Source organism: Escherichia sp. 93.1518 (assembly GCF_013368915.2).
GTDB classification, from domain to species: domain Bacteria; phylum Pseudomonadota; class Gammaproteobacteria; order Enterobacterales; family Enterobacteriaceae; genus Escherichia; species Escherichia ruysiae.
Window position 1 is genome coordinate 32,785 of the sequence record NZ_JABWMT020000014.1, and the last position, 15,796, is coordinate 48,580.

The 15,796-nt window shown below is 51.7% G+C and carries 14 protein-coding genes; 12 read left to right on the top strand and 2 right to left on the bottom strand.

The window, feature by feature from the left end; genetic code table 11:
- The first annotated feature begins 53 nt into the window (after positions 1-53).
- Both flgK and flgL read left to right on the top strand, forming a co-directional pair.
- Positions 54-1,697, top strand: a complete 1,644-nt coding sequence (flgK, locus tag HEN21_RS12370) for a flagellar hook-associated protein FlgK (protein WP_016158061.1) — start codon at positions 54-56, stop codon at positions 1,695-1,697.
- Between the two features lie 12 nt (positions 1,698-1,709).
- The gene (gene flgL, locus HEN21_RS12375; protein WP_001212794.1) at positions 1,710-2,663 is read left to right on the top strand and encodes a flagellar hook-associated protein FlgL; all 954 of its coding nucleotides are present in this window, start codon (positions 1,710-1,712) and stop codon (positions 2,661-2,663) included.
- 194 nt (positions 2,664-2,857) lie between these two features.
- Here flgL and rne read toward each other — a convergent pair whose 3' ends face one another.
- Positions 2,858-6,046 carry a ribonuclease E gene (rne, locus tag HEN21_RS12380; protein WP_105287131.1) on the bottom strand — a complete coding sequence of 1,063 codons (3,189 nt, stop codon included), beginning with the start codon at positions 6,044-6,046 and terminating at the stop codon, positions 2,858-2,860.
- Positions 6,047-6,618: 572 nt separating this feature from the next.
- Between rne and rluC the strand changes: the two genes are divergently transcribed.
- Positions 6,619-7,578 (top strand): 23S rRNA pseudouridine(955/2504/2580) synthase RluC, encoded by a 960-nt coding sequence (gene rluC, locus HEN21_RS12385; RefSeq protein WP_024191101.1) that lies wholly within the window; start codon positions 6,619-6,621, stop codon positions 7,576-7,578.
- A gap of 116 nt (positions 7,579-7,694) precedes the next feature.
- On the opposite strand, the gene yceF is transcribed toward rluC, so the two are convergent.
- Positions 7,695-8,279 (bottom strand): 7-methyl-GTP pyrophosphatase, encoded by a 585-nt coding sequence (yceF, locus tag HEN21_RS12390; RefSeq protein ID WP_010352275.1) that lies wholly within the window; start codon positions 8,277-8,279, stop codon positions 7,695-7,697.
- Between the two features lie 198 nt (positions 8,280-8,477).
- Here yceF and yceD point away from each other — a divergent pair, with 198 nt between their 5' ends.
- The 9 genes from yceD to pabC all read left to right on the top strand — a co-directional run bounded on the left by yceD (position 8,478) and on the right by pabC (position 15,794).
- Entirely contained in the window at positions 8,478-8,999 is a 522-nt protein-coding gene (yceD, locus tag HEN21_RS12395; RefSeq protein WP_001174481.1) for a 23S rRNA accumulation protein YceD, read from the top strand.
- 51 nt (positions 9,000-9,050) lie between these two features.
- Positions 9,051-9,224, top strand: a complete 174-nt coding sequence (rpmF, locus tag HEN21_RS12400; RefSeq protein WP_000290727.1) for a 50S ribosomal protein L32 — start codon at positions 9,051-9,053, stop codon at positions 9,222-9,224.
- An 80-nt stretch (positions 9,225-9,304) separates the two neighbouring features.
- Positions 9,305-10,375: a phosphate acyltransferase PlsX gene (plsX, locus tag HEN21_RS12405; RefSeq protein ID WP_000197577.1), complete on the top strand. Its 1,071-nt coding sequence runs from the start codon at positions 9,305-9,307 to the stop codon at positions 10,373-10,375.
- Positions 10,376-10,442: 67 nt separating this feature from the next.
- Entirely contained in the window at positions 10,443-11,396 is a 954-nt protein-coding gene (fabH, locus tag HEN21_RS12410) for a beta-ketoacyl-ACP synthase III (RefSeq protein WP_000288127.1), read from the top strand.
- Between the two features lie 15 nt (positions 11,397-11,411).
- A complete protein-coding gene (fabD, locus tag HEN21_RS12415; RefSeq protein WP_105284893.1) occupies positions 11,412-12,341 on the top strand; it encodes an ACP S-malonyltransferase in 930 nt (309 codons plus the stop codon).
- Between the two features lie 12 nt (positions 12,342-12,353).
- A complete protein-coding gene (gene fabG / locus HEN21_RS12420) occupies positions 12,354-13,088 on the top strand; it encodes a 3-oxoacyl-ACP reductase FabG (RefSeq protein WP_001008544.1) in 735 nt (244 codons plus the stop codon).
- 210 nt (positions 13,089-13,298) lie between these two features.
- Positions 13,299-13,535 carry an acyl carrier protein gene (gene acpP, locus HEN21_RS12425; protein ID WP_000103754.1) on the top strand — a complete coding sequence of 79 codons (237 nt, stop codon included), beginning with the start codon at positions 13,299-13,301 and terminating at the stop codon, positions 13,533-13,535.
- Positions 13,536-13,623: 88 nt separating this feature from the next.
- Positions 13,624-14,865 (top strand): beta-ketoacyl-ACP synthase II, encoded by a 1,242-nt coding sequence (gene fabF / locus HEN21_RS12430; RefSeq protein WP_000044679.1) that lies wholly within the window; start codon positions 13,624-13,626, stop codon positions 14,863-14,865.
- Positions 14,866-14,984: 119 nt separating this feature from the next.
- The gene (gene pabC, locus HEN21_RS12435) at positions 14,985-15,794 is read left to right on the top strand and encodes an aminodeoxychorismate lyase (protein WP_000478661.1); all 810 of its coding nucleotides are present in this window, start codon (positions 14,985-14,987) and stop codon (positions 15,792-15,794) included.
- Positions 15,795-15,796 lie beyond the last annotated feature (2 nt).

Below are 15,796 nucleotides of genomic sequence, written 5' to 3' on the forward strand. Positions count from 1 at the left end.
CGGCGGGTGTCTGCCGATAATGCTCTGTAATTGAAAGCTTATAAGGAACCTCCATGTCCAGCTTGATCAATAACGCCATGAGCGGACTTAACGCGGCTCAGGCGGCGTTAAATACGGCGAGTAATAATATTTCCAGCTATAACGTTGCCGGATATACCCGTCAAACGACCATTATGGCGCAGGCCAATAGCACTTTGGGTGCAGGCGGCTGGGTTGGCAATGGCGTCTACGTTTCTGGCGTGCAGCGTGAGTACGACGCCTTTATTACCAACCAGTTACGTGCGGCGCAGACCCAGAGTAGCGGCCTGACTTCCCGCTATGAACAGATGTCGAAAATCGACAATATGCTCTCTGGTAGCACCACGTCGCTGGCAACACAGATGCAGGACTTCTTCACCAGTCTGCAAACGCTGGTCAGCAACGCGGAAGATCCAGCAGCACGTCAGGCGCTGATTGGTAAATCAGAAGGGCTGGTGAATCAGTTTAAAACCACCGATCAGTATCTGCGCGACCAGGACAAACAGGTCAATATCGCGATAGGTGCAAGTGTTGACCAGATCAACAATTACGCTAAACAAATCGCCAGCCTGAACGATCAAATCTCACGCCTGACAGGTGTAGGGGCAGGGGCGTCACCCAACGATCTCCTGGATCAACGCGATCAACTGGTTAGTGAATTAAACCAGATTGTTGGTGTAGAAGTCAGCGTTCAGGATGGCGGCACTTATAACATCACGATGGCCAATGGTTACTCGCTGGTACAAGGTAGCACGGCGCGCCAGCTTGCGGCAGTACCGTCCAGCGCCGATCCTTCTCGTACCACTGTCGCTTATGTTGATGGGACAGCAGGCAATATTGAGATCCCGGAGAAGTTACTGAATACCGGGTCGCTGGGCGGCATTCTGACATTCCGTTCTCAGGATCTTGACCAGACGCGCAATACGCTCGGGCAACTGGCGCTGGCATTTGCCGAGGCTTTCAATACCCAACATAACAAGGGATTTGATGCCAATGGTAAGGAAGGCCAGGATTTCTTTGCCGTCGGGAAGCCGGCTGTACTGGAGAATACTAAAAACCAGGGTAACAGCGCGATTAGCGCCACCGTGACCGATGGCTCCGCCGTGCTGGCGACAGATTACAAAATCTCCTTTAGCAACGATCAGTGGCAGGTCACCCGCCTTGCCAGCAATACCACTTTTACGGTGACGCCTGATGCTGACGGTAAAGTCACGTTTGATGGTCTGGAGTTGACGTTTACTGGCACACCAGACGCTAACGACAGCTTTACGCTGAAACCGGTAAGCGATGCCATCGTCAACATGGATGTTTTAATCACCGATGAAGCAGAAATCGCCATGGCGAGTGATAAAACGGCTGGTGAGAGCGACAACCGCAATGGTCAGGCGCTGCTGGATTTGCAAAGCAACAGTAAAACGGTGGGCGGGGCGAAATCCTTTAACGACGCCTATGCCTCGTTGGTCAGCGACATCGGTAATAAAACCGCTACCTTGAAAACCAGCAGTACTACGCAGGGTAATGTGGTGACGCAGCTTTCTAATCAGCAGCAATCTATTTCCGGCGTCAACCTCGACGAAGAGTACGGCAACCTGCAACGTTTTCAACAGTATTACCTGGCGAATGCGCAGGTTTTGCAGACGGCGAACGCCATTTTTGATGCGCTGATTAACATTCGCTAAGGGAGAGAAAAAATGCGTTTCAGTACTCAAATGATGTACCAGCAGAATATGCGCGGTATCACCAGTTCTCAGGCTGAATGGATGAAGTATGGCGAACAGATGTCGACGGGTAAGCGAGTCGTTAACCCTTCAGATGATCCCATTGCTGCATCACAAGCCGTAGTGCTCTCACAAGCGCAGGCGCAAAACAGCCAGTACACGCTGGCGCGTACTTTTGCCACTCAAAAAGTGTCACTGGAAGAGAGTGTGCTTAGCCAGGTGACCACTGCTATCCAGAATGCTCAGGAGAAAATTGTCTATGCCAGCAACGGCACCTTGAGTGACGATGACCGGGCATCGCTGGCAACGGATATTCAGGGGCTACGTGACCAGTTGTTGAATCTGGCGAATACTACTGACGGTAACGGGCGCTACATTTTTGCGGGTTATAAAACAGAAACCGCGCCGTTTAGCGAAGAGAAAGGTAAATATGTCGGCGGAACAGAAAGTATTAAGCAACAGGTCGATGCTTCGCGTTCGATGGTGATAGGGCATACCGGCGACAAAATTTTTAATAGCATTACCAGTAATGCTGTAGCGGAACCAGACGGTAGCGATTCTGAAACCAATCTTTTTGCCATGCTGGATAGCGCCATTGCGGCGCTTAAAACACCGATTGCGGATAGTGAAGCGGATAAAGAAACCTCCGCTGCGGCGTTAGATAAAACCAACCGTGGCCTGAAAAACTCGCTGAATAATGTGCTCACCGTACGCGCGGAATTAGGCACACAGCTGAACGAGCTGGAGTCGCTTGATTCTTTAGGTAGCGATCGCGCTTTAGGCCAAACGCAGCAGATGAGTGATTTGGTTGATGTGGACTGGAACGCGACTATTTCATCTTACATCATGCAGCAAACGGCGTTGCAGGCCTCGTACAAAGCGTTTACTGATATGCAGGGGTTATCACTTTTCCAGCTCAACAAATAAGCACTTTTTCAAACATATCATGAAACTGGGTATGTTTTGTCTGCCTGCTCTGGGATCGCCGGGGCGGGCATTTTTTTGCCTGATTTGAGTAGTTGGCTAGCAAGAATGCCATTTGATGAATTTGAATCTGTTGATTCAAAGATGAAATAAAAAGCCCCAGCGATTGCCAGGGCTTGATTACTTTGAGCTAATGATTACTCAACAGGTTGCGGACGCGCAGGAGCGGCAGAGGCATGATGCGTTGCCGTATGACCACCTGCGGCACCTTTACCTTCGAAGGCAAAAGTAGGGCGCTGCCAGTCACTGTGACGCGGTGCTTCCGGAACATATTCCGGAGCCGGAGCGCGTGTCATCGGCGCGGTAGCGTGGTTATGCTCAGCTGCGACCTCAGGTTCAACAGCGGCTACCGTTTCAACTTCTGCTGCGACTTCAGCGACCACAGGTGCGGCAGGTTGAGCGACAACTTCAGGTTCGGCAACCACAACCTCGGCAGTTTCAGCCACTTCTTCAATATCTGCCGTCTCTTCCTGTGGTTCAACCACTGGCTCCGCATGTTCTGCAACGTCCTGTGCTACAGCAACATCAGCCTCGGCAATCACCTGTGGCTGTTCAGTTACCGCTGCGGCAATCACTTCAGGATGCGTCGTTTCAACCACTTCCGGTTGCGCTTGCGCAACCTGAACTGGTGCTTCTACGGTTTCGGTCACTTCTTCAATAACCGGCGCAGTAACGACGGGTTCGACGGCGGCGGCGACAGGAACTTCAGTCACCATCGGCTGCATCTGTACTTCTTCCTGTTCGCGTTGCTCTTCAACCTGTACATCTTGCGGACGTACTACCGGATAGCGAATCCAGACTTTGCCAGAGGCCAGTTCAGGAGACGCACACGCTACGGTTAATGGCATTGGTGACTGAACCGGATAACGCTCATCACGATAGCGGCGACGACGCTGACCACTCACGCGCAGGTGGCGCGGCGAGCGGCGAGAACGACGCGGCATACCACCGTTGTCACGGTTATCGGCATTGTTCTCTTCTTGTTGTTGTTCCGGCGCAGTTTGTGCAACGACTGGCAATGGTACTTTCACCAGTTCAGTACGCTGGGCAGGCGCTTCCGGCATAACAGGTTCGGCGGCGACGGTTTCTTCAACCACCGGTGCGGCTACTACTTCTTCCGCAACGCTTTGCTCGTAACGCACTTTCTGATTTAGCTGGCGCTGTTTACGACGCGGCTGAACCGGACGTACACGCTCCTCCTGTTCGGTTTCCTGAACAGATTGCTCTTCAACATTCAGTGCCTTCGCTTCTTGTTGTACCTGACGTTTATCATCGTTGCGGCGACGACTACGCTCACGACGCGGTGCTTGTTGCTCGTCGGTGGTACGCGCTTTTTCTGTTACATCAGTCTGCTGACGGCTCTCTCGAGTTTCGGCAGTCTGCTGTTGCGCCTGGCGACGATTACGACGGTTCTCTTCGCGATTATCGCTACCCTCTGTACGTTCGCTACGGGTGTCGCGGCGTTCATTACGGTCACGGCGATTATTCTGACGAGGCTTACGGCGATCCTGTTGACGTTCCGGTTTCGCTTCTGCTTTCGGTGCAGGCTGCTCGGTTGGTTTGGTTTCTTCACCACCGCTGAACAGCGATTTCAGGGCGCTGAATAGACGGCTTAACAGGCCTGGTTGGGCAGGAGCCGCAGGCGTAGTCGGCGCTGCTTTAGGCGCCGGAGCTGCTGCAGGTGCTACAGGTTCAGCCGGGGCTGGAGCAGGTGGCACATCCGGCATGGCAAAAGTTGCCAGTGCAGGTTGTTCCGGACGTTTACGCTCCGCAAACTCTTCTTCTGACGGCAGCGCCATTGCTTCTTCATGCAGCTTCGGCAGCATGTAGCTTAAGGTCGGCGTCTCTTCCCCTTTACGCACGCGCAGTACGTGGTAGTGCGGAGTTTCCATCTGATCGTTTGGTACAATCACACAGCGCACGCCGTCCTGACGGGTTTCAATTGCATTTACCGCAGAACGTTTTTCGTTCAGCAGGTAAGAGGCAATAGGGACAGGAACAATAGCGTGGACTTCCTGAGTGTTCTCTTTTAGGGCTTCTTCTTCAATCAGACGCAGAATAGAGAGCGACAGGGATTCATTATCACGCACGGTGCCAGTACCAGAGCAACGCGGGCAGACGTGATGGCTGGATTCACCCAGCGACGGGCTCAGGCGCTGACGGGACATCTCCAGCAGGCCAAAGCGAGAGATATGACTGATTTGAATACGCGCACGATCCTGACGTACTGCTTCACGCAGACGGTTTTCTACTGCACGCTGGTGGCGTACTGGCGTCATGTCGATGAAGTCGATAACAATCAGACCGCCGAGGTCACGCAGGCGTAGCTGACGAGCAATTTCATCGGCAGCTTCCAGGTTGGTGTTAAACGCGGTTTCTTCGATATCGCCGCCGCGAGTTGCACGAGCGGAGTTGATGTCGATGGCGGTTAACGCTTCGGTGCTGTCGATAACAATGGAGCCACCAGACGGCAGACGGACTTCACGCTGGAAAGCGGACTCGATCTGCGATTCGATCTGGTAGTGGCTGAACAGTGGAATTTCACCCGTGTACAGTTTGATTTTGCTGCTGAAATCCGGGCGACCTAATGCAGCGATATGCTGACGCGCCAGTTCGAGTACTTTCGGGTTATCGATAAGGATTTCGCCGATGTCCTGGCGTAAGTAATCGCGGAATGCGCGAACGATAACATTGCTCTCCTGATGGATCAGGAACGGAGCAGGGCGACTTTCAGCGGCTTTTTTGATTGCTTCCCAGTGTTTCAGACGGAAGCTTAAATCCCATTGCAGCGCCTCAGCAGATTTGCCGACGCCTGCGGTGCGCACGATAAGCCCCATGCCTTCAGGCAGTTCGAGGCTCGCCAGTGCTTCTTTTAATTCGGTACGGTCGTCGCCTTCAATACGGCGAGAAATGCCACCCGCGCGCGGGTTGTTCGGCATCAGAACCAGATAGCTACCCGCCAGACTGATAAAGGTGGTTAATGCCGCGCCTTTGTTGCCGCGCTCTTCTTTATCGATCTGAACAATGACTTCCTGACCTTCACGCAACACATCTTTAATGTTGGGACGACCATGAGCACTGTAGTTAGCAGGGAAATATTCGCGGGCAATTTCTTTTAGTGGGAGGAAACCATGACGTTCAGCGCCGTAATCAACAAAAGCAGCTTCCAGACTCGGTTCAATGCGGGTGATTTTACCTTTGTAGATGTTCGCCTTTTTCTGTTCATGCCCTGGACTTTCGATATCCAGATCATACAGACGCTGCCCATCTACAAGGGCAACGCGCAACTCTTCCTGCTGAGTTGCGTTGATTAACATTCTTTTCATCGTAACTTACTCATTATTCTTACATTGACGACTAAGCTGCGGGCAAAGTAACGCCTTTCCGGGTGTGAACCGATGGCCTCGTGTCTAGTCGCGTCGCCAACCTCACGGTTATCGTCAGCTCAAAGAGGCGCAGAGTGTCGGTTGCCCGTTTTTCATGCGGAAAAACAGCGCAATTATCAGAGAAACAGACTGGGTATTACTCTCCAGAAATATTTCCATCTACCGGTAAGGACTGCAACCCGCAGCCCGCTAACTGCCTGAAAGATCAATACGTCTTACGCCATTGCTGCGTTGATGATCGGTCGGGCAAAATGGGGTATTCCGTAAAATTTCTTGTTTTAACAAGGTTGGACACGGAAACGTTCTCATTATTCCACTGCAAGCCTTGTTATAGCAAGATGACTTTTACCATTTATCACCCACTTACTCACAGTTTTTTCACTTCTTGCTGGCGATTGGTTTAATAACCATCAATTAAGTGATTGCACTGGGAAGTAATAAGGTGCAGAACTAAATATAAGCATAGAAAAATGAGTGGCGCGAATCCTGTTGGCTATTTAGAATCGCCCACCATGAAAACAGAGACTCCATCCGTAAAAATCGTTGCTATTACCGCTGATGAAGCGGGGCAACGTATCGACAACTTTTTGCGCACCCAATTGAAAGGCGTACCAAAAAGTATGATTTACCGTATTTTGCGTAAAGGCGAAGTGCGGGTGAACAAAAAACGTATTAAGCCTGAATATAAACTCGAAGCTGGTGATGAAGTGCGTATTCCACCGGTTCGCGTTGCCGAACGGGAAGAAGAGGCTGTTTCGCCGCATCTGCAAAAAGTGGCGGCGCTGGCGGACGTCATCTTATATGAAGATGATCATATCCTGGTGCTCAATAAACCCTCAGGTACGGCGGTGCATGGCGGCAGTGGTTTGAGTTTCGGCGTTATTGAAGGGCTGAGGGCGTTGCGCCCGGAAGCGCGGTTCCTTGAACTGGTGCATCGACTCGACCGGGACACTTCAGGTGTATTGCTGGTAGCGAAAAAACGTTCGGCGTTACGTTCTCTGCATGAGCAATTACGTGAAAAAGGGATGCAAAAAGATTATCTGGCGCTGGTGCGCGGTCAGTGGCAGTCACACGTGAAGAGTGTCCAGGCTCCGCTGCTGAAGAATATTCTGCAAAGCGGCGAACGTATTGTGCGTGTGAGCCAGGAAGGTAAACCGTCAGAAACACGCTTCAAAGTGGAAGAACGCTATGCGTTTGCCACGCTGGTTCGTTGCAGTCCGGTTACCGGACGTACACACCAGATCCGTGTGCATACTCAATACGCTGGTCATCCGATTGCGTTTGATGATCGTTACGGCGATCGTGAGTTTGATCAACAGCTCACTGAGACCGGAACGGGGCTGAAGCGTTTGTTCCTGCACGCGGCAGCGTTGAAGTTTACCCATCCGGGAACGGGTGAGGTGATGCGTATCGAAGCGCCGATGGATGATGGTCTGAAGCGTTGTTTGCAGAAACTGCGTAATGCGCGTTAATACAAACATATAAGCCAGATATAATGGGTGGTAGACCTGATAAGGTGTTTACGTCGCGTCAGGCTGCCAGAACCGATTGCCGGATGCGGCGTAAATGCTTTATCCGGCAGACAAAACTACCCCATCAGCGGGTTTTTCCCTTCCCGACGTAACATCTGACAGAGCGCGATGAGCGGTAAACCAACCAGCGTGTTAGGGTCACGTCCTTCTAAACGTTCGAATAGCGTAATGCCAAACCCTTCACTCTTAAAACTGCCAGCGCAGTGCAGGGGATGTTCTTTACGCACGTAATTATCAATCTCCGCCTCGCTTAAGTGGCGGAAATGAACGTCAAAAGGTTCCACTTCCGTTTGCAGATGCCCGCTCGCCGAATTAAACAGCGCCAGCCCAGTATAGAAGGTGACAATATTGCCGCTGGCTTTGCGTAATTGCAGACGCGCATTTTCTTCCGTTAACGGTTTACCGGTGATTTCGCCATCAAGAACACACACCTGGTCTGAACCGATAATTAAATGAGAGGGATAACGTGATGCTAAGGATTGCGCTTTTTCTTGCGCCAGCCGGAGCACCAGCTGGCGCGGCGATTCATCGCTATGCGGGGTTTCGTCGACCTCCGGAGCGGCACATTCGAAAGAGATTTGTAGTTTTTCAAGTAAGGCGCGGCGCCAGGGCGAAGTGGAGGCTAAAATAAGTTTAGACATATTTTTTTCCATCAGATATAGCGTATTGATGATAGCCATTTTAAACTATGCGCTTCGTTTTGCAGGTTGATGTTCGTTATCAGCACTGAACGAAAATAAAGCAGTAACCCGCAATGTGTGCGAATTATTGGCAAAAGGCAACCACAGGCTGCCTTTTTCTTTGACTCTATGACGTTACAAAGTTAATATGCGCGCCCTATGCAAAAGGTAAAATTACCCCTGACTCTCGATCCGGTTCGTACGGCTCAAAAACGCCTTGATTACCAGGGTATCTATACTCCTGATCAGGTTGAGCGCGTCGCCGAATCCGTAGTCAGTGTGGACAGTGATGTGGAATGCTCCATGTCGTTCGCTATCGATAACCAACGTCTCGCAGTGTTAAACGGCGATGCGAAGGTGACGGTAACGCTCGAGTGTCAGCGTTGCGGGAAGCCGTTTACTCATCAGGTCTACACAACGTATTGTTTTAGTCCTGTGCGTTCAGACGAACAGGCTGAAGCACTGCCGGAAGCGTATGAACCGATTGAGGTTAACGAATTCGGTGAAATCGATCTGCTTGCAATGGTTGAAGATGAAATCATCCTCGCCTTGCCGGTAGTTCCGGTGCATGATTCTGAACACTGTGAAGTGTCCGAAGCGGACATGGTCTTTGGTGAACTGCCTGAAGAAGCGCAAAAGCCAAACCCATTTGCCGTATTAGCCAGCTTAAAGCGTAAGTAATTGGTGCTCCCCGTTGGATCGGGGATAAACCGTAATTGAGGAGTAAGGTCCATGGCCGTACAACAGAATAAACCAACCCGTTCCAAACGTGGCATGCGTCGTTCCCATGACGCGCTGACCGCAGTCACCAGCCTGTCTGTAGACAAAACTTCTGGTGAAAAACACCTGCGTCACCACATCACTGCCGACGGTTACTACCGTGGCCGCAAGGTCATCGCTAAGTAATCACGCATCTGCGTGATGAAGCTTAGTGAGGATTTTCCCCAGGCAACTGGGGAAAGACCAAACCGGGCGGCGACGATACCTTGACACGTCTAACCCTGGCGTTAGATGTCATGGGGGGCGATTTTGGCCCTTCTGTGACAGTGCCTGCAGCTTTGCAGGCACTGAACTCTAATTCGCAACTCACTCTTCTTTTAGTCGGTAACCCCGACGCCATCACGCCATTACTTGCTAAAGCTGATTTTGAACAACGTTCGCGTTTGCAGATTATTCCTGCGCAGTCAGTTATCGCCAGTGATGCCCGGCCTTCGCAGGCTATCCGCGCCAGTCGCGGTAGCTCAATGCGCGTGGCGCTGGAGCTGGTGAAAGAGGGTCGAGCGCAAGCCTGTGTTAGTGCTGGCAATACCGGGGCGCTGATGGGGCTGGCTAAATTATTACTCAAGCCCCTGGAGGGGATTGAGCGCCCGGCGTTGGTGACGGTGTTACCGCATCAACAAAAGGGCAAAACGGTGGTTCTCGATTTAGGAGCCAACGTCGATTGTGACAGCACAATGTTGGTGCAATTTGCCATTATGGGCTCAGTTTTGGCTGAAGAGGTGGTGGAAATCCCTAACCCTCGCGTGGCGTTGCTCAATATTGGTGAAGAAGAAGTAAAGGGTCTCGACAGTATTCGGGATGCCTCAGCGGTGCTTAAAACAATCCCTTCTATCAATTATATCGGCTATCTTGAAGCCAATGAGTTATTAACTGGCAAGACAGATGTGTTGGTCTGTGACGGCTTTACAGGAAATGTCACATTAAAGACGATGGAAGGTGTTGTCAGGATGTTCCTTTCTCTGCTGAAATCTCAGGGAGAAGGGAAAAAACGGTCGTGGTGGCTACTGTTATTAAAGCGTTGGCTACAAAAGAGCCTGACGAGGCGATTCAGTCACCTCAACCCCGACCAGTATAACGGCGCCTGTCTGTTAGGATTGCGCGGCACGGTGATAAAAAGTCATGGTGCAGCCAATCAGCGAGCTTTTGCGGTCGCGATTGAACAGGCAGTGCAGGCGGTGCAGCGACAAGTTCCTCAGCGAATTGCCGCTCGCCTGGAATCTGTATACCCAGCTGGTTTTGAGCTGTTGGACGGTGGCAAAAGCGGATCTCTGCGGTAGCAGGACGCTGCCAGCGAACTCGCAGTTTGCAAGTGACGGTATATAACCGAAAAGTGACTGAGCGTACATGTATACGAAGATTATTGGTACTGGCAGCTATCTGCCCGAACAAGTGCGGACAAACGCCGATCTGGAAAAAATGGTGGATACCTCTGACGAGTGGATTGTCACTCGTACTGGCATCCGCGAACGCCACATTGCCGCGCCAAACGAAACCGTTTCTACCATGGGCTTCGAAGCGGCGACGCGTGCAATTGAAATGGCGGGCATTGATAAAGACCAGATTGGCCTGATCGTTGTGGCAACAACTTCTGCCACGCACGCCTTCCCGAGCGCAGCATGTCAGATTCAAAGCATGTTGGGCATCAAAGGTTGCCCGGCGTTTGACGTTGCTGCAGCCTGTGCAGGTTTCACCTACGCGCTGAGCGTAGCCGATCAATATGTGAAATCTGGTGCGGTGAAGTATGCTCTGGTCGTCGGTTCCGATGTACTGGCGCGCACCTGCGATCCAACAGATCGCGGGACCATTATCATTTTTGGCGACGGCGCGGGCGCTGCGGTGCTTGCTGCCTCTGAAGAGCCTGGAATTATCTCCACGCATCTTCATGCCGATGGCAGTTATGGTGAATTGCTGACATTGCCTAACGCCGACCGTGTGAATCCAGAAAATTCAATTCATCTGACCATGGCGGGCAACGAAGTCTTCAAGGTTGCGGTAACTGAGTTGGCGCACATCGTTGATGAGACGCTGGCGGCAAATAACCTTGATCGTTCCCAACTGGACTGGCTGGTTCCGCATCAGGCGAACTTGCGTATTATCAGCGCGACGGCGAAAAAACTCGGCATGTCGATGGACAATGTCGTCGTGACGCTGGATCGACACGGTAATACCTCTGCCGCTTCTGTGCCTTGTGCACTTGATGAAGCTGTACGCGACGGGCGTATTAAGCCTGGACAGCTGGTTCTGCTTGAAGCCTTTGGCGGTGGGTTCACCTGGGGCTCCGCGCTGGTTCGTTTCTAGGATAAGGATTTAAAGATGACGCAATTTGCATTTGTGTTCCCTGGACAGGGCTCTCAAACCGTTGGAATGCTGGCTGATATGGCGGCGAGCTATCCCATTGTCGAAGAAACGTTTGCTGAAGCCTCTGCGGCGCTGGGCTACGACCTGTGGGCGCTGACCCAGCAGGGGCCTGCCGAAGAACTGAATAAAACCTGGCAAACCCAGCCTGCGCTGTTGACTGCATCTGTTGCGTTGTACCGTGTGTGGCAGCAGCAGGGCGGTAAAACACCGGCGATGATGGCCGGTCACAGCCTGGGTGAATACTCCGCGCTGGTTTGCGCTGGTGTGATTGATTTTGCTGATGCAGTGCGTCTGGTTGAGATGCGCGGCAAGTTCATGCAGGAAGCTGTACCGGAAGGGACAGGCGCAATGGCGGCAATCATCGGTCTTGATGATGCGTCTATTGCTAAAGCTTGCGAAGAAGCTGCAGAAGGTCAGGTGGTTTCTCCGGTAAACTTTAACTCTCCGGGGCAGGTCGTTATTGCCGGTCATAAAGAAGCGGTTGAGCGTGCAGGTGCTGCCTGTAAAGCTGCGGGCGCAAAACGTGCGTTGCCGTTGCCAGTGAGCGTACCGTCTCACTGTGCGCTGATGAAACCGGCTGCCGATAAACTGGCTGTTGAATTGGCGAAAATCACCTTCAATACCCCAACCGTCCCGGTTGTGAATAACGTTGATGTGAAATGCGAAACTAATGGCGATGCTATCCGTGATGCGCTGGTACGTCAGCTGTATAATCCGGTTCAATGGACGAAATCTGTTGAATACATGGCAGCGCAAGGCGTTGAACATCTTTATGAAGTGGGACCAGGCAAAGTGCTTACTGGCCTGACAAAACGCATTGTCGACACCCTGACCGCCTCGGCGCTGAACGAACCTTCAGCGATGGCAGCGGCGCTCGAGCTTTAAAAGAGGAAAAACATGAATTTTGAAGGAAAAATCGCACTGGTAACCGGTGCAAGCCGTGGGATTGGTCGCGCAATTGCGGAAACGCTCGCAGCTCGTGGCGCGAAAGTTATCGGTACTGCGACCAGTGAAAGCGGCGCTCAGGCGATCAGCGATTATTTAGGTGATAACGGTAAAGGTCTGATGTTGAATGTGACCGACCCGGCATCTATCGAATCTGTTCTGGAAAAAATTCGCGCAGAATTTGGTGAAGTCGATATCCTGGTCAATAATGCCGGTATCACTCGTGATAACCTGTTAATGCGAATGAAAGATGATGAGTGGAACGATATTATCGAAACCAACCTTTCATCTGTTTTCCGTCTGTCAAAAGCGGTAATGCGCGCTATGATGAAAAAGCGTCATGGTCGTATTATCACTATCGGTTCTGTGGTTGGTACCATGGGAAATGGCGGTCAGGCCAACTACGCTGCGGCGAAAGCGGGCTTGATCGGCTTCAGTAAATCCTTGGCGCGCGAAGTTGCGTCACGTGGTATTACTGTAAACGTTGTTGCTCCGGGCTTTATTGAAACGGACATGACACGTGCGCTGAGCGATGACCAGCGTGCGGGTATCCTGGCGCAGGTTCCTGCGGGTCGCCTCGGCGGCGCACAGGAAATCGCCAACGCGGTTGCATTCCTGGCATCCGACGAAGCAGCTTACATCACGGGTGAAACTTTGCATGTGAACGGCGGGATGTACATGGTCTGACCGCGATTTGCACAAAATGCTCATGTTGCGCGCAGTCTGCGTGGTTATGAGTAATAATTAGTGCAAAATGATTTGCGTTGTTGGGGGGTATGGCCTCAAAATAACGTAAAATCGTGGTAAGACCTGCCGGGATTTAGTTGCAAATTTTTCAACATTTTATACACTACGAAAACCATCGCGAAAGCGAGTTTTGATAGGAAATTTAAGAGTATGAGCACTATCGAAGAACGCGTTAAGAAAATTATCGGCGAACAGCTGGGCGTTAAGCAGGAAGAAGTTACCAACAATGCTTCTTTCGTTGAAGACCTGGGCGCGGATTCTCTTGACACCGTTGAGCTGGTAATGGCTCTGGAAGAAGAGTTTGATACTGAGATTCCGGACGAAGAAGCTGAGAAAATCACCACCGTTCAGGCTGCCATTGATTACATCAACGGCCACCAGGCGTAAGTGAACATCTCCAGGCGGTCGTTCGACCGCCTGAGTTTTATCTTTTTGTCCCACTAGAATCATTTTTTTCCCTCCCTGGAGGACAAACGTGTCTAAGCGTCGTGTAGTTGTGACCGGACTGGGCATGTTGTCTCCTGTCGGCAATACCGTAGAGTCTACCTGGAAAGCTCTGCTTGCCGGTCAGAGTGGCATCAGCCTAATCGACCATTTCGATACTAGCGCCTATGCAACGAAATTTGCTGGCTTAGTAAAGGATTTTAACTGTGAGGACATTATCTCGCGCAAAGAACAGCGCAAGATGGATGCCTTCATTCAATATGGAATTGTCGCTGGCGTTCAGGCCATGCAGGATTCTGGCCTTGAAATAACGGAAGAGAACGCAACCCGCATTGGTGCCGCAATTGGCTCCGGGATTGGCGGCCTCGGACTGATCGAAGAAAACCACACATCTTTGATGAACGGTGGTCCACGTAAGATCAGCCCATTCTTCGTTCCGTCAACGATTGTGAACATGGTGGCAGGTCACCTGACTATCATGTATGGCCTGCGTGGCCCAAGCATCTCTATCGCGACCGCCTGTACTTCCGGCGTGCACAACATTGGTCATGCTGCGCGTATTATCGCGTATGGCGATGCTGACGTGATGGTTGCAGGTGGCGCAGAGAAAGCCAGTACGCCGCTGGGCGTTGGCGGTTTCGGCGCGGCACGTGCATTATCTACCCGCAATGATAACCCGCAAGCGGCTAGCCGCCCGTGGGATAAAGAGCGTGATGGTTTCGTACTGGGCGATGGTGCCGGTATGCTGGTGCTCGAAGAGTACGAACACGCGAAAAAACGCGGTGCGAAAATTTACGCTGAACTCGTCGGCTTTGGTATGAGCAGCGATGCCTATCATATGACGTCGCCGCCGGAAAATGGCGCAGGCGCAGCTCTGGCAATGGCAAATGCTCTGCGTGATGCAGGTATTGAAGCGAGCCAGATTGGCTACGTTAACGCGCACGGTACTTCAACGCCTGCTGGCGATAAAGCCGAAGCGCAGGCAGTGAAAACCATCTTCGGTGAAGCTGCAAGCCGTGTGCTGGTAAGTTCCACGAAATCCATGACCGGTCACCTGTTAGGTGCGGCGGGTGCGGTAGAGTCTATCTACTCCATCCTGGCGCTGCGCGATCAGGCTGTTCCGCCGACCATCAACCTGGATAACCCGGATGAAGGTTGCGATCTGGATTTCGTACCGCATGAAGCACGTCAGGTCAGCGGAATGGAGTATACCCTGTGTAACTCCTTCGGCTTCGGTGGCACTAATGGTTCTTTGATCTTTAAAAAGATCTAAGTTGCTATTTCCCACCTGTATAAAAGGTCCGCTTGCGGGCCTTTTTTCTTAGGTTTTATTCAGACTTGTTCCGCAGTGAACATGCTGCCACACTAACAATCCTCTGATAAGGAGCCGGTATGTTCTTAATTAACGGTCATAAACAGGATTCGCTGGCAGCAAGCGATCGGGCAACGCAATTTGGCGATGGTTGTTTCACCACAGCCAGAATTATCGACGGTGAAGTCAGTTTGTTATCCGCGCATATACAGCGACTACAGGAAGCCACTCAGCGGTTAATGATCGCCTGTGATTTCTGGCCGCAGCTTGAGCAAGAGATGAAAACGCTGGCAGCAGCACAGCAGAACGGTGTGCTGAAAGTGGTGATCAGTCGCGGCAGTGGTGGGCGAGGATACAGCACATTGAACAGCGGTCCGGCAACGCGCATTCTCTCCGTTGCGGCTTACCCTGCACATTATGACCGCTTACGCAAAGAGGGCATTACTCTGGCGCTAAGTCCAGTACGCCTTGGACGCAATCCTTATCTCGCAGGTATTAAACATCTTAATCGGCTTGAGCAAGTGCTAATTCGCTCTCATCTTGAGCAGACAAACGCCGATGAGGCGCTGGTTCTTGACAGCGAAGGGTGGGTTACGGAATGCTGTGCGGCTAATTTGTTATGGCGCAAGAGCAACGTAGTTTATACGCCGCGACTGGATCAGGCAGGTGTTAACGGCATTATGCGACAATTCTGTATCCGTTTACTGGCACAATCCTCTTATCAGCTTGTCGAAGTACAAGCCTCGCTGGAGGAGGTGATGCAGGCAGATGAGATGGTAGTTTGTAATGCGTTGATGCCAGTGATTCCCGTGCGTGCCTGTGGCGAGGCCTCCTTTTCGTCAACAACGCTATATGAATATTTAGCCCCACTTTGTGAGCACCCGAATTAGTC